The sequence below is a fragment of the Streptomyces sp. SAT1 genome, from assembly GCF_001654495.1.
In the GTDB taxonomy this organism is placed as follows: Bacteria; Actinomycetota; Actinomycetes; order Streptomycetales; family Streptomycetaceae; genus Streptomyces; species Streptomyces andamanensis.
In genome coordinates this window covers 2,827,501-2,848,192 of sequence record NZ_CP015849.1, presented here as the reverse complement: position 1 = coordinate 2,848,192, position 20,692 = coordinate 2,827,501, and the positions used below count along the sequence as shown (strand labels likewise).

Below are 20,692 nucleotides of genomic sequence, written 5' to 3'. Positions count from 1 at the left end.
CTCCGGGCGGTCACCCGCCCCGGCGAGGCCGCCTCAGCGCACCTCGACGAACGTCTCCGGGTCCCGCTCGTCCCGGGGTCTGGGCGGGCCGTCCGGGTGCCCGACCGCCACCGCGCCCATCGGGTCCCAGTCGGCGGGCAGTTCCAGCACCTCGCGCACCACGTCCCGGCAGAACATCGTCGAGGACACCCAGGCCGAGCCGAGCCGCTCCCCGGCCAGCGCGACCAGGAAGTTCTGCACGCCCGCTCCGGCGGCGACCACGAACATCTCCCGCTCGGCACCGTCGCGCCGCGGGTCGCCGTAGGTGTGTGAGCCGTCCATGACCAGGCACGGCACCACCAGGTACGGGGCGTGGCGCAGGACGTCCCCGCGGCGCACCCGCCTGGCGATCGACTCCTTGCTCTTGCCGTCCCGCCGCAGGTCGGCGATCCAGGCGTCGCGCATCGCGTCCAGCAGCCGGGTCCGCGCCCCGGGCGACTCCAGCAGCACGAACCGCCACGGTGTGGTGTGGTGCGGCGCCGGAGCCGTCACCGCCGCCGCGACCGCGCGCCGCACGGCACCGGGGTCCACGGGCTCGTCGGTGAAGGACCGCACCGTACGCCGTTGGGTCACCGCCTCGCGTACGGCCTCGGAGGTGCCCAGCCGGAACATGTCGTCGCGTGCCTCGCGCACCAGCGCCCGCGCGCCCGGCCCGTCGTCGTCCGTGACCGTGTGCCCCAGGCCGCGCACCACGGCGACGGGCAGCCCGGCGGCCTTGCCCTTGACCAGGTCGCCCGCCGCGGCCAGTTCGTCGGCGGTGGCGACGACGGTGGCGCTGAGCGGGTTGCCGTGGGCGTCGGTGCCGCCGCGCAGGTCGTCCAGGACGCGCAATCCGGCGGCGCCGATGGCGACATCGGTGAGCCCGGCCCGCCAGGGGCGGCCGAAGGTGTCGGTGACGAGGACCGCGACGTCGACGCCGAGCACCGCGCGCAGGCCCTCGCGGATCGCGCGCGCGGAGGCGTCCGGGTCCCCGGGCAGCAGCAGCACCGTGCCCGCGGGCGTGTTGGAGGCGTCCACCCCGGCGGCGGCCATGACCAGGCCCTGCCGGTTCTCCACGATGCGCAGCGGTCCGCGCCGGGCCACGACCCGCACGGTCTCGGCGTCGATCGCGGCCTCCCGGTCGGCGGCCTCGACCACCCGGCCCTCCGCCTTGGAGACGATCTTCGAGGTGACCAGGAGCACGTCCCCGTCGGCGAGGCCCGGCTCGGCGGCGGCGATCAGCTTCGCCAGGTCGTCGCCGGCGGTCACCTCGGGGATGCCGGGCACGGCCCACACCCGGAACGCGGGCGCCGTACCGGGACCGGAGGGGGCGGCGGGACCGGCGGTGCCGCCGGTGCCGTCAGTGCCGCCGGTGGGTGTGCCGCTCATGCCGTGCGCACCTCCTCGGCCAGTGCCAGCGCCTCCCGCGCCATCTGCGCGGTGGCGTCGAGGTCGGTCATCATCAGCGGCACCGCGCGGCAGCGGATCCCGGCCGTCTCGACCCGCTCCACCGCGCCCGCGTCGACGGTGTCGACGAGCCAGCCGTCCAGCAGCCCCGAGCCGTAGTGCTCGGCGACGGCCGCGGCGGTGGACTCCACGCCGACCGCGGCGAGGACCTTGTCGGCCATCCCGCGCACGGGCGCGTCGCCGACGATGGGGGACAGGCCGACCACCGGCACCCCGGCGTCGGCGATGGCCTCGCGGATGCCGGGCACGGCGAGGATGGTGCCGACCGAGACGACCGGGTTGGACGGCGGGAAGAGGATCACGTCCGCCGCGGCGATGGCCTCCAGGACGCCCGGCGCGGGCTTCGCCTGCTCCGCGCCGACCGGCACGACCGCCTGCGCCGGGACCGACGCGCGCAGCCGCACCCAGTACTCCTGGAAGTGGACCGCCTTGCGTTCGCCGTCGATCTCCACGGCCACATGCGTCTCGACCCGGTCGTCGGACATCGGGATCAGCCGCACCCCGGGCTTCCACCGGTCGCACAGCGCCTCGGTGACCGCGCTGAGCGGATAGCCCGCGCCCAGCATCTGGGAGCGCACGATGTGCGTGGCGAAGTCCCGGTCGCCGAGCCCGAACCAGTCCGGCCCCACGCCGTAGGCCGCGAGCTCCTCCTTGAGGTGGAAGGTCTCCTCCGCCCGGCCCCAGCCCTGTTCCTCGTTGATGCCGCCGCCGAGCGTGTACATCACCGTGTCCAGATCGGGGCAGACCTTCAGCCCGAAGAGGTGGATGTCGTCGCCGGTGTTGCCGATGACGGTGATGTCCGCGTCCGGCACGGCCCGCTTCAGACCGCGCAGGAACCGGGCACCGCCGATGCCGCCTGCCAGAACCACAATGCGCATGGGGCAAGTCTGGCAGGCGGGTACGACAACGGGGCACGCGGTCGCCGGAGTCGGCCCCGGACGGGTCACGCGTTGACGGCGTCCGCCGCCTCCCGGCCGCCGGCCGCGGCGGCGCACCGGGCGGCGGTCCGCGCGGCGGGGGAGTCGTGCATCGGCATCTCGGTCAGGCCCGGGAAGTAGACGTGCAGGCTGACGGCCGGACGCAGCGCGTCGTTGGTGACCTCGTGCACGTACCCCGGTGCGAACACGCGCTGTTCACCCGCCGCGAGCGCGCGCGTGCCCCGCCGGGTGCGCTCGGTCAGGGTGCCCTCCAGGACGGTCAGCACCCCGGAGGAGCGGCCGTGGTCGTGCGGTCCGCTGCCCTGTCCGGGCACCCAGGACAGCAGCCACACCTCGTAGCCGGGGCCGGTGCGCAGCCGGTGGTACCAGCGCGTCGTCGCGTCGTAGCGGACGAGGTGCTCCCACTGGGCGCGGTCGGCGGCGACGGTCCTGGCCAGGCCGGCGAACTCGGCCACGGTGACCGGGTGCTCGCGCGGTGCCTGGAGGAGGTGCGGGACCTCGAGGAGGTCTCCGGCGATCTGGAGGTCGCTGTCGCTGTTCATGAGGTGCGGTGGTTCCTCGGGAGACTCGGAGATCTGCGGGATCCGGGGACCCGCGGCGATCGGCGTGGTCCTCAGGCGTGGTTCTGAAGGGAGTGCGCCGGGTCGTGGGCGGGACCCGGGCGGCGGCCGGAGCGGGCGCGTGGACGCGCGGGGCTCAACAGCCGCAGCGGCGACAGCTACAGCGGGCGCGGGCAGCACCGTGGGACCCGGCGGTGCGGGTCGAGGTGAATGCCGAGTGCGCGAGCATGCCCACAAGCACATCGGTTCACACCAGCGCTGTCAACTCACTGCCCGGAATGTGGGACATGTTTCACCTCATCCGGTTCATCTCGCAGATGAAAGGTTTGCTCAGCGGGAGACCGGGACACATGGCGCACAAGCCGGGCGCGCAAGCGCCGTTGCGATCCCGTGATCCGACTGTGATCCGGTTCGCTTCGGTGCGCGGGTCGGAACGGGATCGAACGCCAGGGCGTCCTTCCTGGTGCGGGCACCGACGGGGGTCCGCGCGGGGCGGGTGGCCCTCGGTGCCCCTGCTGGGTGTCAAGGTTTATGCCGATTTGAACACTTTCCGCATGGCCTTGGTTCCGCAGAGTGAATAAGGGGCCCAATAGCAGATCTCGGCTTGACTCGCCCGGAGCAGCACACTTGTAATTTCACTCGTGTCGTTCAGCCGGTATCGGTAACGGCTACATCACGGGGACGCGAAAGACAGACGAGGGGCGCACATGACCGAGCTGGTGCAGCAACTGCTGGTCGACGACGCGGACGAGGAACTCGGCTGGCAGGAGCGCGCGCTGTGCGCCCAGACCGACCCCGAGTCCTTCTTCCCCGAGAAGGGCGGCTCCACCCGCGAGGCCAAGAAGGTCTGTCTCGCCTGCGAGGTCCGCTCCGAGTGCCTCGAGTACGCCCTCGCCAACGACGAACGCTTCGGCATCTGGGGCGGCCTGTCCGAGCGTGAACGCCGCCGCCTGAAGAAGGCCGCCGTCTGAACCCGGCTCCGGCCGCCGCCCGGCAGCGGTCCGGCCCCTGTCCGACCGCGCCGCCCGGCCGGACGGACACCGCGCAGATCCCCGCTCAATCCTCACGAACGGCCCGTCGCAGGTGGGTTATCCACAGGCGGCGGGCCGCCGTCTTGCCCAGCCAGTAGTGTGGTCGCTCGTCCGAGACGCCCGCCGCCCTCAGCAGGCACGGGCGTCCACCGCAGTCCATCGAACCGGGGCCGTGTATCTCGATGTCCGTGCACAGCCGTACGGCAGCCCACCACGACGGCGCAGCGCCGTCGGACCCCCCGCGCGCCACGCGATACGCCCCGGCGCAGTCCGACCCCGACCGCCCGCCCGAGTACCCGCGGCACATCGTGACCGCCGTGCTCGTCTCCCACGACGGCGCCCGCTGGCTGCCCGACGCGCTCGCCGGGCTGCTCGGCCAGGAACGCCCCGTCCAGTACGCGGTCGCGGCCGACACCGGCAGCGCCGACGCGTCCGCCCAGGTCCTCGGCGAGGCCCTCGGCGACGACCGGGTGCTCCACCTCGCCCGCCGCACCGGCTTCGGCCAGGCCGTCGAGGAGGCCGTCCGCACCGCCCCCCACCTCACCCCGGACGAACTGCCCTACCTCAAGCGCCCCAGCGGCTGGGACCCCGTCACGCGCACCTGGCGCGACGACGCCTACGACCTGCCCGACCTCCCGCACGGCGAACCTGTGCAGTGGCTGTGGCTCCTGCACGACGACTGCGCCCCCGAACCGGACGCCCTCGCCCACCTGTTGCGCGTCGTCGACAACGAGTACGAACTCGGCCGCGAGGACGTCGCCGTCGTCGGCCCCAAGCTGCGCGGCTGGTACGACCGGCGCCAACTCCTCGAAGTCGGTGTCAGCATCGCCAACTCCGGCCGCCGCTGGACCGGTCTGGACCGCCGCGAACAGGACCAGGGCCAGCACGACCACGTGCAGCCCGTCCTGTCGGTGTCCACCGCGGGCATGCTGGTCCGGCGTGACATCTTCGAACAGCTCGGCGGGTTCGACCGCCGGCTGCCCCTGATGCGCGACGACGTCGACCTGTGCTGGCGCGCCCACACGGCCGGACACCGCGTCCTCGTCGCCCCCGACGCCGTCGTACGACACGCCGAGGCAGCCTCCCGTGAGCGCCGCACCGTCGACTGCGTGGGCCGCACCGCGGCCTCCCCGCACAAGGTCGACAAGGCCGGCGCCGTCTACACCCTGCTCGTCAACACCCGTACCGCCGCGCTGCCCTGGGTCCTGGTCCGCATCGTCGTCGGCACCCTGCTGCGCACCCTCGCCTACCTCGTCGGCAAGGTCCCCGGACAGGCCCTCGACGAGATCCGCGGCCTGGCCGGCACCCTGCTGCGCCCCGAGCGGATCATCGCGGGCCGACGCGCGCGCGGCGCACCGCAGATCGACAAGGGGGAGCTGCGCGCCCTGTTCCCGCCGCCCGGCGCCACCGTCCGCGCCACCGTCGAACAGGTCGCGGGCAACCTCGTCGGCGGCTCCGACCCCGAGGTCTCCTCCGCGGGACGGCACGGCGGCGCGATCGAGTCGGGACCCGGCGGCGAGGACGCCGACTTCCTGGAGATCGAGCAGTTCGCCCGGCTCAAGCGCATCGCCCGCAAACCCGGCCCGGTGCTCTTCCTGGTCCTGCTGCTCGTCTCCCTGATCGCCTGCCGGGGCCTGCTCGGCGGCGGTGCGCTCGCGGGCGGCGCGCTGCTGCCCGCTCCGGCCGACTCCGGCGACCTGTGGGCGCGCTACCTCGACTCCTGGCACCCGGTCGGCGCCGGCGGCACCTCCTCCGCGCCGCCCTACCTGGCGGTCGTGGCGCTGCTCGCGTCCCTGCTGCTCGGCTCCACGGGACTCGCCGTCACCGTGCTGCTGGTCGGCGCCGTGCCGCTGGCCGGGTTCACCGCGTACTTCGCCTCCCGCCCCCTGATCCCCTCCCGGCTGCTGCGCGCCTGGGCAGCCGTCGTCTACGCCGTGCTGCCCGCCACCACCGGTGCCCTGGCAGGCGGCCGCGTCGGCACCGCGGTGCTCGCCGTCCTGCTGCCGCTCATCGCCCGCGCGGGCATCGCCGCCACCGGGCTCACCGCCCCGGCGGGGACGCGCGGCAGCTGGCGCGCCACCTGGGCGTACGCCCTCCTGCTGACGATCACCACCGCCTTCACCCCCATCGTCTGGCCCCTCGCGGTGGTCCTCGGCCTGGTGCCGCTGGCCGTGCGCCGCGGCGACCTCGTGGCGCGCCTGCTGCGCTTCCTGGCCCAGATCCTCACCCCGCTGCTGCTGCTCGCCCCCTGGTCGCTGACGCTGCTGCCGTCCGGCTTCTTCCAGGAGGCCGGCCTGGAGTACGGCCCCTCGGCGGCCTCCGCCCTTGACCTGCTGGGCGCCGCCCCCGGCGGACCCGGCACGGTGCACGGACTGATGCTCATCGGCATCGTCCTGGCCGCGCTCGCCGCCCTGCTGCGCACACAGCGCCAGGCCGCCGTCTGGGCCGCCTGGACGGTCGCCCTGGTGTCGCTCGTCTTCGCCGTCCTGTCCAACGACTCCACCTGGGCCGGACCCGCGACCCTCGTCTACGGCCTCGCCCTCCTGGCCGCCGCCCTGCTCGGCGCCGACGGGGCACGCGCGCGCGTGGCCGAGCAGAGCTTCGGCTGGCGCCAGCCGGTCGCCGCGCTGATCGCCTTCGCCGCCGCGGCCGGCCCGCTGCTCGTCGTCGCGGGCTGGATGATCCGCGGCGCCGACGGCCCGCTGGAGCGGCGCGACCCGGTGCAGGTGCCCGCGTTCGTCGCCGAGGAGAGCAGCACCCGCGACCAGGCCCGCACCCTGGTCCTCGACAGCGACTCCCCGGCGCATGTCGGCTACATGCTGGTGCGCGGCTCCGGCGTCCGCATGGGCGACGCCGAACTGGCCGCGGCCGGCAGCGGCAACAGCAGGCTCGACAAGGTCGTCGCCAACCTGGTCGCGGGCTCCGGCGCCGACCAGGCCGGACAGCTCGGCGGCTTCGCCGTGCGCTACGTCCTCGTGCACAAGGGCGCGCCCCGTGAGATCACCCGCGTCCTGGACGCCACCCCCGGCCTGTCCCGGCTCAGCCAGCAGGACGGCAGCGCCCTGTGGCGGGTGAACCAGGAGGTCTCGCGCGCCGCCATCGTGCCCGCCGCTGCCCCGGGCGGCGCCGCCGCCACCGGTTCGGGCACGGCCGCGGCCCAGCCCGTCGCCGCCGGTCCCGTGGAGATCCACACCACCGTCCCGGCCGGTGCCGAGGGCCGGGTGCTGCGCCTGGCCGACTCCGCCGCCGCGGGCTGGAGCGCCACCCTGGACGGCAAGCCGCTCACCCGCACCACCGTCGACGGCTGGGCCCAGGGCTTCGAGCTCCCCGCTTCCGGCGGGAAGCTGGACGTCACCTTCGACGCCCCGTTCACCCGCACCGCGTGGTTGTGGGCGCAGGGCCTGCTCACCGTCGTCCTGGTGGTGCTCGCCCTGCCCGGCCGGCGTCGTGACGTCGACGACGACCTGCCCGAGGAGGAGCAGCCCGTCCCCGCGCAGCCCGTCACCGGCGAGGGCCGCAGGGCCCGCCGGCTGCGTGCCCAGGCCGAGGCCGAGGAGAGCGCCCAGGAGACCGGGCAGGACCCGGCCGCCGAGCCCGCGCCCGAGGAGGGCACCCCGGCCGCCGTACCGCAGCAGCAGTCCTACGGCGAGTGGGACACCACCGCCTACGCGGGTGCCCCGGCGGCCACCGACTACGGCGCCTACGGCGACCAGCAGTACCAGGCCGCGCCCCCGCCCCAGCAGTACGCGGCGGGCGGGTACGACCAGACGTACCAGGGCGGCCAGGCCGATCCGTACCAGAGCGGCCAGTACGACCCGTACGCCTACGGCGGCCAGTCGGCCCCCGGCGGTTACGACCAGACGTACCACCAGCAGCCGTACGAGGAGCAGCCGTACGGCGACCAGCCGTACGACCCGGCACAGCAGCACCAGCACCAGCACCACCCGCACGGCAACGGCAGTGAGCGCCCCGACGGGAGCCAGCAGTGAACCGCACGACCCTGTCCCTGATCGCCGGTGCGGCCGCGCTCGCCGCCGTCACCGGGTTCGCCGCGCTGGAAGGGCCCGCCGAGGCGGGCACCGCTCCCGCGCGGGCCGCCGCCCAACTGCCGGTGGAGCGCACCACGCTGGTCTGCCCGGCGCCGAGTGACTCGGACATAGCCGACACCTCCTACACGTCCTTCACCCCCGTGACGAAGGGCACCGGCGCCGACGGCAAGGCCGAACTCAGCTCCGCCGTCCAGCAGTCGGACGGCGGCGCCGGCGACTCGGCGGGCAAGGACAAAGACAAGGACAAGGACAAGGGCAAGAGCAAGGACAAGAAGAAGGCCGACAAGCCCGCCCTCCAGCCCAAGGAGCCGGGCAAGCCGGTCACCGGGGACACCTCCGGCGGTGACGCGCCCGCGCTGATCGGCACCGCCGAGGGCAAGTTCGCGCCCGGCTGGACCATGCAGCAGACCACCGAGGTCGCGGCGGGCGCCGGGCGCGGGCTGCTGGGCATGGACTGCACCGCCCCGGACACCGAGTTCTGGTTCCCCGGCGCGAGCACCGCCGCCGGCCGCTCGGACTACGTCCACCTGACCAACCCCGACGACTCCGCCGCCGTCGTCGACATCCAGCTGTACGGCAAGGACGGCGCGGTGAAGTCGGAGGTGGGGGAGGGCATCACCGTCGGTCCGCGCTCCAGCGAGCCGGTCCTGCTGTCCACGCTCGGCGACACCCGGCAGGAGGACGTCACGGTCCATGTGACCGTGCGCAGCGGCCGGGTCGGCGCGGCGGTGCAGGCCCTCGACGAGAAGGTCGGCGGGGACTGGCTGGCCGCCGCCGCGGATCCGGCGTCCTCCCTGGTGCTGCCCGGCATCCCCAAGGACGCCACCTCCGTGCGGCTGATCGCCTTCACCGCGGCCGACGCCGACACCGACCTGAAGGTCCAACTGGCCTCGCCGACCGGTCTGATCACTCCCGCGGGACACGAGACCGTGCACCTGAAGGGCGGTATGACGACCGGCGTCGACCTGGGCGACCTCACCCGCGGCGAGGCGGGCTCGCTGGTGCTCAGCCAGGGGCAGGCGGCCGTGCCGGTCGTCGCCGCGCTACGCGTGACCCGGGGCAAGGGCGGCAAGCAGGAGACGGCGTTCATCCCGGCGTCCGGACCGATCGGGGCCCGGGCCACCTCGGCCGACAACAGCGCGAAGGGCTCGACGCTGTCGCTGACCGCGCCCACCGCGACCGCCCAGGTCAGAGTCACCGCGTCGGCGGGCAGCGAGGGCGGTACGGCCCAGTCGAAGACGTACACGATCAAGGCGGGCACCACCCAGGACATCGACCCGCCCCGGCCGTCCGGTCTGAAGGGGAGCTACGCGCTGACGGTGGAGCGGCTGTCCGGCGGCCCGGTGTACGGGGCCCGCACCCTCATGGCGACGGAGGAGGGCGTCCCCGGCTTCACCGTCCAGACCCTGCCGGACGACCGAGGCACGGTGTCGGTGCCGCAGGCCGACGAGGACGTGTCGGTGCTCCAGAAATGACGGCACCGCACGACTGGCGATGCCCCGCGACTGGCGATGCTCCACGGCCGGCGGCGCCGCAGCGCTGACAGCGCTCCGCGACCGGCCGCGCACGCACGGCTGACATCCGCTGCGGCGCGGCCGATGCCGTGCGGCCGGTGCCGTGTGGTCGGTGCCGTTCGGTCAGTCCTCGCCGTAGCGCGGGTCGACCGTCTCCGGTGTCAGGCCCAGCAGTTCGGCCACCTGCTCGACCACGATCTCGTGCACCAGGGCGGCCCGTTCGTCGCGGCCCTTGCTGCGGATCTCCACCGGACGCCGGTAGACCACCACCCGCGCCGTCTTCCCGGTCTCCGCGGGGAAGGCGTCCCCGAGGGGCACCGGTTCGTCGCTCCAGGACTGTCCGGGCCCGGCCGGCCGAGGCACGTCCAGCACGAGGAAATCGATGTCGGCCAGTTGCGGCCACCGTCGCTCCAGGCGCTCCACGGAGTCCTGCACCAGGTCCGCGAACACCTCGGCGCGGCTCGCGGCGAGCGGCACCTGGGGCGGTGCGATCGGGCCGCGCATGCCCCGGCCGTGGCGATCACGTCGGCGGGGCCCGGGGCCTGCGGCACGGGGCGGTACACGGTTGTCCATCACTGGTGAAGGGTAGTCCTCGCGACCCCCGCCCGCCTCGTTGCGGACACCGTCCCGGCACCGTGCCGTCCGGCCGCGCCCGCCGCCGCGGATTCCGGCCGCCCGCCCGCGCGGTCCGTACGGCAACCGGTCACCCGGCACCGGATCCGGCCAAGCTCGGACTCGATTGCGTATCTCTCCGAGACCGCCGATCTCAAGGCAATTGACGGTGTTTGTACCTACTTGTGACCGGAACAAGGGGTGTTCGGGATCCCGTCGTATGCCGTCAACGCTGGTCAGTAAGGTGTTGTTGAAGGAGCATGTGGGGTGTTTCACAGCACGACACGGTGGAGTGACCTGGTGGAGAGTCGTCGCGGCCCGCTCAAGAGTGCGGTACCGTCCAACGTCGTGAGCCCTGTACGTCGCTGTTCGCGCACCGCTTGCGGCCGTCCCGCCGTAGCGACGCTGACGTACGTCTACGCCGACTCGACCGCCGTCCTCGGCCCGCTCGCCACCTACGCCGAGCCGCACTGCTACGACCTGTGCGCCGAGCACTCCGAGCGCCTCACCGCCCCGCGCGGCTGGGAGGTCGTCCGGCTCCTCGACGGCTCGGCTCCGGCCCGGCCCAGCGGTGACGACCTGGAGGCGCTCGCCAACGCCGTGCGCGAGGCGGCCCGTCCGCAGGAGCGCGCGGCCGAAGCCGGCGGCGGCGCCCGCGGAGCCGACCCGATGGAGGTCGCGCGCCGCGGCCATCTGCGGGTCCTCCGCTCACCGGACAACTGACAAAACCGTTCACCACGGCCCCAGTCGGGGATCCGCGCACCGCCCCTGTCGCCCTCCCCGCGTACCGCGCGGCGCGTTCCATACCGTCGGTGTGTCCGGCGGCACTCGTGCCGCACCCGGTTCATGCGCGGGCCGCGCCGCCCGGGACGGGTAGTTTGTGGGGACCGACAGGGACTTCAGAAGGGTTGGCCGTGGCTGCTGATCTGTCGCAGATCGTCAAGGCGTACGACGTGCGCGGGGTGGTCCCGGACCAGTGGGACGAGTCGCTGGCCGAGCTGTTCGGAGCGGCCTTCGCCCGGGTGACCGGGGCGAGCGCCCTGGTGACCGGGCACGACATGCGGCCCTCCTCGCCCGGCCTGGCCCGCGCCTTCGCCCGCGGCGCGGTGCGCTGCGGCGTCGACGTCACCGAGATCGGGCTCTGCTCGACGGACCAGCTGTACTACGCCTCGGGCGCGTTGGGCCTGCCGGGCGCGATGTTCACGGCCTCGCACAACCCGGCCCGGTACAACGGCATCAAGATGTGCCGCGCGGGCGCGGCCCCCGTCGGCCAGGACACCGGCCTCGCCGAGATCCGCGAACTCGCCGAGCGCTGGAGCGAGTCGGGCGCCCCGCAGCCGGCCGACCGCCCCGGAGTGATCACCCAGCGGGACACGCTGGAGGACTACGCGGCCCACCTGCGCTCCCTCGTCGACGTCAGCTCCATCCGCCCGCTGAAGGTCGTCGTCGACGCGGGCAACGGCATGGGCGGCCACACCGTCCCCACCGTCCTGACCGGCCTGCCCGTCGACCTCGTCCCGATGTACTTCGAACTGGACGGCACCTTCCCCCACCACGAGGCCAACCCGCTCGACCCGGCGAACCTCGTCGACCTCCAGCGGCGGGTCCGCGCCGAGGGCGCCGACCTCGGCCTCGCCTTCGACGGCGACGCCGACCGCTGCTTCGTGGTCGACGAACACGGCGACCCGGTCCCGCCCTCGGCCGTCACCGCGCTGGTCGCCGCCCGCGAACTGGCCCGCAACGGCGGCCGGGGCGCGATCATCCACAACCTGATCACCTCCCGGTCGGTCCCCGAAGTGGTGAAGGAGAACGGCGGCACCCCCGTCCGCACCCGCGTCGGCCACTCCTTCATCAAGGCCGAGATGGCCCGTACCGGCGCGATCTTCGGGGGCGAGCACTCCGCGCACTACTACTTCAAGGACTTCTGGAACGCCGACACGGGCATGCTGGCGGCCCTGCACGTCCTCGCGGCGCTCGGCGGCCAGGACAAGCCGCTGTCCGCCCTGGTCGCCCGCTACGACCGCTACGCGGGCTCCGGAGAGATCAACTCCACCGTGGCCGACCAGGCCGCCCGCCTCGCCGCGCTCCGGTCCGCCTACGCGGGCCGCGACGACGTCACCCTCGACGAACTCGACGGCCTCACGGTCAGCGCCGCCGACTGGTGGTTCAACGTCCGCCCCTCCAACACCGAACCGCTGCTGCGGCTGAACGCGGAGGCACGCGACGAGGCCACGATGGCCAAGATCCGCGACGAGGTCCTGGAGATCATCAGGGGCTGAGCGGCCGCCCCGGCGGACCCCGCCGCCGGCCCCCCGACCGGCGGTACGCTGACCAGGCACGTCCGTACAACCCCATACGCACCCCGCGTCCCGAAGGGAACACCCATGCCGCTCGAAGCCGGTCTCCTGGAGATCCTGGCCTGCCCGGCCTGCCACGCCCCCCTCAAGGAGCAGGACACCGAGCTGATCTGCACCGGTGAGGACTGCGGTCTGGCCTACCCGGTCCGCGACGGCATCCCCGTCCTGCTGGTGGACGAGGCCCGCCGCCCGGCCTGACCGCCGCCACGGCACCGGGCAGCCGCGACCGGGCACCCCGAGGAGTCCGGCGCCCCGGGGACCGACCGGTCCCGGAGCCGGCGGGCCTGAGCACCGGCGCGGACCGAGCACCGGGGCGGACCGAGGGCGGAGGCGGACCCGAGGGCCGCCCGGCCCGGGACCGACGGAACCGGCAGGCGTTCGCCCACCGCCCGGCCGTACGACCCCTGCGCGGTCCGGCAACCCCGGACGGACGGTCCACGGGCCCGGAGGTCCGACCCGCCCGGACGAGGTCCGACCCACCGGTCGGAGATCCGGCCCACCCAGACGGTGTTCCGGCCCACCCGGACGGGAACGCGGCCCGGACACGGGACGACGGCGCCGCACCGTCCGCCGCCCCGCCGTCCCGCCGTCCTCAGGTCACGCCGCCCCCGCGCCGCCCGCCCCGCCGCCGCGACGACCCGCCGTCCCGACCCCCCCGCCGTCCAGACGCCCCGGTGCCCGGCGACCGGCACCGATCGGAGGCTGCCGCACATGATCGACGAAACGCTGCTCGACGCCCCCGAGGCGCTCGCCGACGCCGACCACCGCGGACTGCTCCGCGGCGCGGCCGAGGCCGGAGCCCGTGTCCGCACCGCCGCCCGGCACGCCGCGGAGGCCGGCGTGGGCGACCTCCGACCGGACGGCCGCCCCCGCGCCGTCCTGATCGCCGGACCGGGCGCCGCCGCCACCCACGCCGCCGACCTGCTCGGCACCCTCGCCGGCGCCGGCAGCCCCGTCACCCGGCTGGCCCCCACCGGCGTCGCCAGCGCCTCCGGCGCCCTGCGCTGGGAACTGCCCGGCTGGGCCGGCTCCGTGGACCTCCTGCTGATCGCCACTCCCGACGGCACCGAGCCGAGCCTGTCCACGCTCGCCGAACAGGCGTACCGGCGCGGCTGCACGGTCGTCGCCGTCGCCCCGGTGGGCACCCCGCTCGCCGAGTCCGTGGCAGGCGCCCACGGCCTGTTCATCCCCATGGCGACCGCCCCCTACGACCACGACGAACCCCTCGCCGGATCCGCGCCCGGCGTGCTGTGGGCGCTGCTCACCCCGCTGCTCGCGCTGCTGGACCGTGTCGGCCTGCTCACCGCGCCGCCCGACGCCCTGGAGGCCGCCGCCGACCGGCTCGACCAGATCGCCGAACGCTGCGGCCCCGCCATCGCCACCTACAGCAACCCGGCCAAGACCCTCGCCGCCGAACTGGCCGACGCCCTCCCGGTGATCTGGACCGAGGGCGTCGCGGCCGGTCCGGCCGGCCGCCGGTTCGCCGCCGGGCTCGCCGAGCTGTCCGGCATCCCCGCCGTCGTCGCCGAACTGCCCGAGGCACTCGCCGAACACAGCGCCCTGCTCGCCGGTCCGCTGGCCGCCAGCGCCGACCCGGACGACTTCTTCCGCGACCGCGTCGACGAACCACCCGCGCTGCACGCGCGCGTGGTGCTGCTGCGCGACCGTCCGCTCGGCGGCCTCACCGCCGCGCCCGCCGCCCGTGACCTGGCCCTCAGCCACGACACGCCGATCAGCGAGCTGGAACCGGAGCCCGGCGGCGAGATCGAGACCCTCGCGGAACTCATCGCCGTCACCGACTTCGCCGCCGTCTACCTGTCGCTCGTCTCCAGAACCTGAACCGCCGCCCGCACACAGGAGACCCGCACACCGGAGCCCGTACACGGAGACCTGTACACCGGGCCCCCGCACACCGGACACCCGTACATCCGGCACTCGCACCCGGCCGGCCCGCCGGGTGCCGCATCGCAGAGAGAATCACAGAGAGACACATGGACCGCCTCGACAACACCATCCGCCCCTACGCCTGGGGTTCCACCACCGCCATCCCGCACCTCCTGGGCGTGGAACCGAGCGGCGAACCGCAGGCGGAGATGTGGATGGGCGCCCACCCCGGCGCCCCCTCGCGCACCGGACGCGGCACCCTCTCCGCGGTCATCGACGCCGACCCGGAGCGGGAACTGGGCGCCGAGGCGGTCGCCAGGTTCGGCCCACGCCTGCCCTTCCTGCTCAAACTCCTCGCCGCCGGAGCCCCCCTCTCCCTCCAGGTCCACCCCGACCTGGACCAGGCCCGGGAGGGTTACGCCGACGAGGAGCGCCGCGGCGTCCCGGCCGACGCCCCGCAGCGCAACTACAAGGACGCCAACCACAAGCCCGAACTGATCTGCGCGCTCACCGAGTTCGACGGCCTGTGCGGCTTCCGCGCACCCGCCGAGGCCGCCGCGCTGCTCGCCGCCCTCGACGTGGACTCCCTCGAGCCCTACGTCGACCTGCTGCGCGCCCGCCCCGAGGAGGCGGCCCTGCGCGAGGTGCTGACCGCGATCCTCACCGCCGACCCCGAGGAGATGGCCCGCACGGTCGGCGAGGCCGCCACCGCCTGCGCCCGCCTCGGCGGCGACCACGCCCCGTACGCCGGCATCGCCCACCACTACCCGGGCGACCCCGGTGTCCTGGCCGCCATGCTCCTCAACCACGTCCGGCTCCAGCCCGGCGAGGCCCTGTTCCTCGGCGCCGGCATCCCGCACGCCTATCTGAACGGCCTGGGCGTGGAGATCATGGCCAACTCCGACAACGTCCTGCGCTGCGGCCTGACCCCCAAGCACGTCGACGTCCCCGAACTCCTGCGCATCGTCCGCTTCGAGGCGGCCGACCCCGGTGTGCTGCGCCCCGAGGCCGCCCCGGACGGCGAGGAGGTCTACGAGACGCCCATCGACGAGTTCCGCCTCTCCCGCTACGTCCTCCCGGAGGGCGCCCCGGCCCACGACCTCACCCTGGCCACCCCGCAGATCCTGCTCTGCACGGCCGGTTCGGTACGGGCGGGCGAGGAGGAGCTGACGCCGGGGCAGTCGGTGTTCGTCCCCGCGGGCGAGAAGGCCGAGGTGTCCGGCGCCGGCACGCTCTTCCGCGCCACGGTCGTCGTCTGACGCCCGCGCCCCGACCGTCCGCCGGCCGCCGCGGACCCGTCCTGTCCGCGGCGGCCCGTGCACCGCACCGGTTCGCCGTATCTGCCCGCCGTGGTTCGCCGTACCTGCCCGCCCTGCGGATCCGGCGCACCGCCACCTGCCCGCCCTGCGGATCCGGCGCACCGCCGCCGGACGGGGCTGCAACAATGACCCACCGGCAGCACGAAGGCGAAGGGACAACGCGGACAGATGAGCGCGTCAGGCGGCACCAGGGCGATCGTGGCGGCACTCGGCGCCAACCTCGCGATCGCGGTATCGAAGTTCGTGGCGTTCGCCTTCAGCGGCTCCTCGTCGATGCTCGCCGAGGGCGTGCACTCGGTGGCCGACTCCGGCAACCAGTTCCTGCTGCTGGTCGGCGGCAAGAAGGCCCAGCGCGAGGCGACCGAGCAGCACCCGTTCGGCTACGGCCGCGAGCGCTACGTCTACGCCTTCCTGGTCTCCATCGTGCTGTTCTCCATCGGCGGCATGTTCGCGATCTACGAGGGCTACGAGAAGATCAGCCACCCGCACGAACTGGAGAACTGGTACTGGCCGGTGGCCGTCCTCGCCTTCGCGATCTGCGCCGAGGGCTACTCCTTCCGCACCGCCATCAAGGAGTCCAACGAGCTGCGCGGCAAGCTCTCCTGGCCGCAGTTCATCCGCCGCGCCAAGGCACCCGAGCTGCCCGTGGTCCTGCTGGAGGACTTCGGCGCCCTGATCGGCCTCGTCCTCGCCCTCGGCGGCGTCGGCCTCGCGCTGCTCACCGGCAACGGCGTCTGGGACGGCATCGGCACCGTCTGCATCGGTGTGCTGCTCGTCCTGATCGCCTTCGTGCTGGCCGCCGAGACCAAGTCGCTGCTGCTCGGCGAGGCCGCCGGTACCGACGTGGTCGAGCAGATCAAGGACGCCACGGTCGACGGCGACACCGTCACCGGCATCATCCACATGCGCACCCTCCACCTCGGTCCCGAGGAACTGCTCGTCGCCGCCAAGATCGCGGTCCGGCACGACGACACGGCCACCGAGGTCGCCGCCGCCATCGACGCCGCCGAGTCCCGCATCCGCGCCGCCGTCCCCATCGCCCGCGTCATCTACCTCGAACCCGACGTCTACAGCGAGGCCGAGGCCGCCAGGGGCGCGGACCCGGAGGCCACCCCGGGCGGACCGAACCCGCACGCCTCCGGCCACTGACGCCCCGGACGGCCGGATCCGGCCGGAGGCGGACTGGGGGCCGCCGGGTACCGCGGTGTAGCTTGGGTCAGAGCCAGACGTCGCTGCTGATGGCGGTCGGGCGGCCCCGGAGCGGGCCGACCGAGGGAGAGAGGGCCTCCGACGGACTGCGCTGCGCGCACGCGGGCAGGCATGCCTGTGTCCTGAGGGGCGCCTTCGTGCCCGCCGCCGCGCAGGTCAGCCGTACCCACCTCGACCCGATCCCGAGGAGCAGCCCGTAATGACGACTGTCGACAACCGGCAGGACTTCAAGGTCGCCGACCTGTCCCTGGCCGAGTTCGGCCGCAAGGAGATCACCCTCGCCGAGCACGAGATGCCGGGCCTGATGGCGATCCGCAAGGAGTACGCGGAGCAGCAGCCGCTCGCGGGCGCCCGCGTCACCGGCTCCCTGCACATGACCGTCCAGACCGCCGTCCTCATCGAGACCCTGGTCGCCCTCGGCGCCCGCGTCCGCTGGGCGTCCTGCAACATCTTCTCCACCCAGGACCACGCCGCCGCCGCCATCGCGGTCGGCCCGAACGGCACCCCCGAGAACCCCCAGGGCATCCCGGTCTTCGCCTGGAAGGGCGAGAGCCTCGAAGAGTATTGGTGGTGCACCGAGCAGGCCCTGACCTGGCCGGACACCCCCACCGGCGGCCCGAACATGATCCTGGACGACGGCGGCGACGCCACCCTCCTCGTCCACCAGGGCGTCGAGTACGAGAAGGACGGCAAGGTCCCCTCGGTCGACACCGCCGAGTCCGACGAGCACCGCGTCATCCTCCAGCTGCTGACCCGCACCCTGGGCGAGAACCCCCAGAAGTGGACCCAGCTGGCCTCCGAGATCCGCGGCGTCACGGAGGAGACCACCACCGGCGTGCACCGGCTGTACGAGATGCAGCGCGACGGCACCCTCCTCTTCCCCGCGATCAACGTCAACGACGCGGTGACGAAGTCGAAGTTCGACAACAAGTACGGCTGCCGGCACTCCCTGGTCGACGGCATCAACCGCGCCACCGACGTCCTGATCGGCGGCAAGACCGCCGTCGTCTGCGGCTACGGCGACGTGGGCAAGGGCTGCGCGGAGTCCCTGCGCGGCCAGGGCGCCCGGGTGATCGTCACCGAGGTCGACCCGATCTGCGCCCTCCAGGCCGCGATGGACGGCTACCAGGTCACCACCCTGGACGACGTCGTCGAGACCGCCGACATCTTCGTCACCACCACCGGCAACAAGGACATCATCCTCGCCTCGGACATGGCGAGGATGAAGCACCAGGCCATCGTCGGCAACATCGGCCACTTCGACAACGAGATCGACATGGCCGGCCTCGCCAAGATCCCCGGCATCGTCAAGGACGAGGTCAAGCCGCAGGTCCACACGTGGACCTTCCCGGACGGCAAGGTCATCATCGTGCTGTCCGAGGGCCGCCTGCTGAACCTGGGCAACGCCACCGGCCACCCGTCGTTCGTGATGTCCAACTCCTTCGCGGACCAGACCCTGGCCCAGATCGAGCTGTTCACCAAGCCCGACGAGTACCCGACCGGCGTCTACGTGCTGCCCAAGCACCTCGACGAGAAGGTCGCCCGCCTCCACCTGGACGCGCTCGGCGTGAAGCTGACCCGGCTCCGCCCCGAGCAGGCCGCGTACATCGGCGTGGACGTGGACGGCCCGTACAAGGCGGACCACTACCGCTACTGACCGACCGCAGGCACCACTGACCGATCCCGGGCACCGGGCGAGCGAGCCGCACCCGCGGCCCCGCCCGGCGCTCCGGTTCCCCGGTCCTCCGGGACAGGCCCCCGCACCCCCGTGCCGGGGGCCTGCCCCGTTGACCGGACCGGCCCGTCAAGCCCCAGGAACCCCATGCCCCGCGGCACCTATTCGCTCCACGATCCGCACGATCACACCCCCTTCGCCGAAGAACACTTCCAGTGCGCCCCCGGCCCCTCGGGCTGGCGCTACGTCTCCCAGGTCACCGCCCCCTCGGGCGATCACCGCGGCTCCGTCGACCTCGCCCTCGACGAACTCGGCCGCCCCATCCGCCTCGAACTCCACGCGGGTGGCTGGCAGGTGCGCGGTGCCGCCCTCGACGGCGTCACCTGGGTCCGCACCGACCCCACCGGGACCCACGCCACCGAAGGCAATGTGCGCGCCCACGCCTTCACCGGCACGTCCCCCGCGTTCCTCGTCGCCACCGCTCGTCTCCTGCGCCTCACCCCCTCGGCCTCCGCCACCCGCGTACGCCTCGTCACCTTCACGGATCCGGTCCTCGCCCCCCGCACCGTGGACCAGTCCTGGGCCCTGGTGAAGAGAGAAGCACACCCCACTGACAACGGCCCCCTGACCGTGGACGAGTACCAGGTCACAGCCCTGGACACCGGTGAACGGCACACCGTTCACCTCTCCGGCGACGTCGTCCTGGCGGCCCCCGGCATCGAGCTCGAGGACCTCAGCTCACCGCCGTCCGCCTTCGAGACCTGAGCGGCACGGACCGGCCCTAGGCAGGCGGCACGAACCCGGTCGCCGGCCGCCGCGTCTCCACGTCCGCCGCGTCGGAAGGCGCCGGAGACGGAGACGACGGGGCCGGAGACGGCGAGAAGGCAGGAGAAGCAGGAGAAGCGGGCGAAGCGGGAGAAGCGGGCGGGGAAGGCGGGGAGAACGGAGAAGGAGACGGGGCCGGGGACGACGCGGGCAGCGTCTCCGGCGCGGCGAAGGCACGAGCCGCCTCCGGTCCACCCCCGACGGGAGAGTGCCGGAACGCCCGTCGCGCCTCCCGCACCTGCCGCTCCTGCAACACCGCGGCCAGGTACATCGCCGGAGGCACCCCGGGCGGTACGGGAACACCGGTGAACGCGGAGAGATCGGCGGCGAGCCGCTGCGCGAGGTCCCGGCCGGCCTGCGGGTCAAGCTGCTGCATCCGCGTCAGGTACTGCCGCACGGCCAGCCACAGCCCGTCGGGCACCGCCGACAGATCGAGGGCCGAGAACCGCCCGGCCAGCCAGGGCGGCGGTGGTGGCACGACGGACATCCGGCCGGCAGCCGTCCGCTCCCGCACCACCAGGGTCCCCGCGAACACATCGCCCAGCCGCCGACCCCGCGCCGACACCAGCGAGGCGATGCAGGCGACGATCCCGAAGGTCATCAGGATCTCCACCACACCGATCGCGCCGCGCACCAGCGCGTGCCGGAACCTGATCGGCCCGCCGTCGTCCCGGACGACACGCAGCCCGCACGCCAGCTTCCCGAGGGACCGCCCGTGGCTGAGCGTCTCCACTGCGATCGGACCGCCCACCAGCACCAGCAGGAAGGCCGCGATCGACAGCGCGACCTGCGCCGCCTCGTCCAGCGAGGCCGTGGCGACCAGCAGCCCCACGCTCACCAGGAGGTAGGCGGCCACGGTCACGGCGAGGTCGAGCAGCACGGCCAGCGCCCTGCTGGGCAGCCTCGCGGGGCGCAGCTCCAGCGCCACCGCCTCACCCGTCACCAGCTCACTCACGCTCTGCCGCCCTTCCCTGGCCTGCCCCGAGAACCGCCAGTCTGCCAAGCTGAGGGCCGTCGCGTCGCAGTAGGACAAGCAGACACATCCGACGGACCGCCGACCAACCAGCCGAGGAGCAGGCAGACACGATGGACCTGGACGTCTTCGTCTCCGCCCACCGACCCGAGTGGGACCGTCTCGAAGCGCTGCTCGCCCGCCGACGCCGCCTCACCGGCGCGGAGGCCGACGAGCTGATCGTCCTCTACCAGCGTGCCGCCACCCACCTGTCGCTCATCC

The 20,692-nt window shown here is 73.8% G+C and carries 17 protein-coding genes (1 of these 17 cut by a window edge); 12 read left to right on the top strand and 5 right to left on the bottom strand.

The features are described from left to right. Positions 1–33: 33 nt before the first annotated feature. The 3 genes from A8713_RS12295 to A8713_RS12285 form a co-directional block, all read right to left on the bottom strand. Complete coding sequence (locus A8713_RS12295; RefSeq protein WP_064533440.1) at positions 34–1,407, bottom strand: coenzyme F420-0:L-glutamate ligase; 1,374 nt, start codon at positions 1,405–1,407, stop codon at positions 34–36. Beyond that, a complete protein-coding gene (cofD, locus tag A8713_RS12290; protein ID WP_064533439.1) occupies positions 1,404–2,363 on the bottom strand; it encodes a 2-phospho-L-lactate transferase in 960 nt (319 codons plus the stop codon). The genes A8713_RS12295 and cofD overlap by 4 nt, the downstream gene beginning before the upstream one ends. A gap of 65 nt (positions 2,364–2,428) precedes the next feature. Beyond that, positions 2,429–2,965 (bottom strand): cysteine dioxygenase, encoded by a 537-nt coding sequence (locus A8713_RS12285; protein WP_064533438.1) that lies wholly within the window; start codon positions 2,963–2,965, stop codon positions 2,429–2,431. Positions 2,966–3,690: 725 nt separating this feature from the next. Here A8713_RS12285 and A8713_RS12280 point away from each other — a divergent pair. The 3 genes from A8713_RS12280 (at position 3,691) to A8713_RS12270 (ending at position 9,538) form a co-directional block, all read left to right on the top strand. Further along, positions 3,691–3,954, top strand: a complete 264-nt coding sequence (locus A8713_RS12280) for a WhiB family transcriptional regulator (RefSeq protein WP_003975777.1) — start codon at positions 3,691–3,693, stop codon at positions 3,952–3,954. Between the two features lie 242 nt (positions 3,955–4,196). Continuing rightward, positions 4,197–8,003, top strand: coding sequence for a glycosyltransferase family 2 protein (locus A8713_RS12275; RefSeq protein WP_079158925.1), 3,807 nt, complete (start codon positions 4,197–4,199; stop codon positions 8,001–8,003). Beyond that, complete coding sequence (locus tag A8713_RS12270) at positions 8,000–9,538, top strand: DUF5719 family protein (RefSeq protein WP_064533437.1); 1,539 nt, start codon at positions 8,000–8,002, stop codon at positions 9,536–9,538. The genes A8713_RS12275 and A8713_RS12270 overlap by 4 nt, the downstream gene beginning before the upstream one ends. 162 nt (positions 9,539–9,700) lie before the next feature. Here A8713_RS12270 and A8713_RS12265 read toward each other — a convergent pair whose 3' ends face one another. Further along, positions 9,701–10,150 carry a metallopeptidase family protein gene (locus tag A8713_RS12265; RefSeq protein ID WP_079158924.1) on the bottom strand — a complete coding sequence of 150 codons (450 nt, stop codon included), beginning with the start codon at positions 10,148–10,150 and terminating at the stop codon, positions 9,701–9,703. A gap of 339 nt (positions 10,151–10,489) precedes the next feature. Between A8713_RS12265 and A8713_RS12260 the strand changes: the two genes are divergently transcribed. The 8 genes from A8713_RS12260 (at position 10,490) to A8713_RS12225 (ending at position 19,398) form a co-directional block, all read left to right on the top strand. Next, a complete protein-coding gene (locus A8713_RS12260) occupies positions 10,490–10,912 on the top strand; it encodes a DUF3499 domain-containing protein (protein ID WP_026252400.1) in 423 nt (140 codons plus the stop codon). A gap of 191 nt (positions 10,913–11,103) precedes the next feature. Continuing rightward, positions 11,104–12,468: a phosphomannomutase/phosphoglucomutase gene (locus tag A8713_RS12255; RefSeq protein WP_064537464.1), complete on the top strand. Its 1,365-nt coding sequence runs from the start codon at positions 11,104–11,106 to the stop codon at positions 12,466–12,468. Positions 12,469–12,573: 105 nt separating this feature from the next. Continuing rightward, the gene (locus tag A8713_RS32150) at positions 12,574–12,744 is read left to right on the top strand and encodes a Trm112 family protein (RefSeq protein WP_018567001.1); all 171 of its coding nucleotides are present in this window, start codon (positions 12,574–12,576) and stop codon (positions 12,742–12,744) included. Between the two features lie 513 nt (positions 12,745–13,257). Next, the gene (locus A8713_RS12250; RefSeq protein ID WP_064533435.1) at positions 13,258–14,385 is read left to right on the top strand and encodes an SIS domain-containing protein; all 1,128 of its coding nucleotides are present in this window, start codon (positions 13,258–13,260) and stop codon (positions 14,383–14,385) included. Positions 14,386–14,537: 152 nt separating this feature from the next. Continuing rightward, positions 14,538–15,689: a mannose-6-phosphate isomerase, class I gene (gene manA, locus A8713_RS12245; protein WP_064533434.1), complete on the top strand. Its 1,152-nt coding sequence runs from the start codon at positions 14,538–14,540 to the stop codon at positions 15,687–15,689. Between the two features lie 228 nt (positions 15,690–15,917). Further along, a complete protein-coding gene (locus A8713_RS12240; protein WP_064533433.1) occupies positions 15,918–16,898 on the top strand; it encodes a cation diffusion facilitator family transporter in 981 nt (326 codons plus the stop codon). 259 nt (positions 16,899–17,157) lie between these two features. Then, entirely contained in the window at positions 17,158–18,615 is a 1,458-nt protein-coding gene (gene ahcY, locus A8713_RS12230) for an adenosylhomocysteinase (protein ID WP_064533432.1), read from the top strand. 165 nt (positions 18,616–18,780) lie between these two features. Beyond that, positions 18,781–19,398 carry a hypothetical protein gene (locus A8713_RS12225; RefSeq protein WP_064533431.1) on the top strand — a complete coding sequence of 206 codons (618 nt, stop codon included), beginning with the start codon at positions 18,781–18,783 and terminating at the stop codon, positions 19,396–19,398. Positions 19,399–19,414: 16 nt separating this feature from the next. On the opposite strand, the gene A8713_RS12220 is transcribed toward A8713_RS12225, so the two are convergent. Further along, complete coding sequence (locus tag A8713_RS12220; protein WP_064537463.1) at positions 19,415–20,413, bottom strand: RDD family protein; 999 nt, start codon at positions 20,411–20,413, stop codon at positions 19,415–19,417. Between the two features lie 131 nt (positions 20,414–20,544). Here A8713_RS12220 and A8713_RS12215 point away from each other — a divergent pair, with 131 nt between their 5' ends. Beyond that, positions 20,545–20,692, top strand: the start of a protein-coding gene (locus A8713_RS12215; RefSeq protein ID WP_064533430.1) for a stage II sporulation protein M. The gene runs 860 nt beyond the window's last position; 148 of the gene's 1,008 nt are visible here — the first part of the coding sequence; its start codon is at positions 20,545–20,547; its stop codon lies beyond the right edge, outside the window.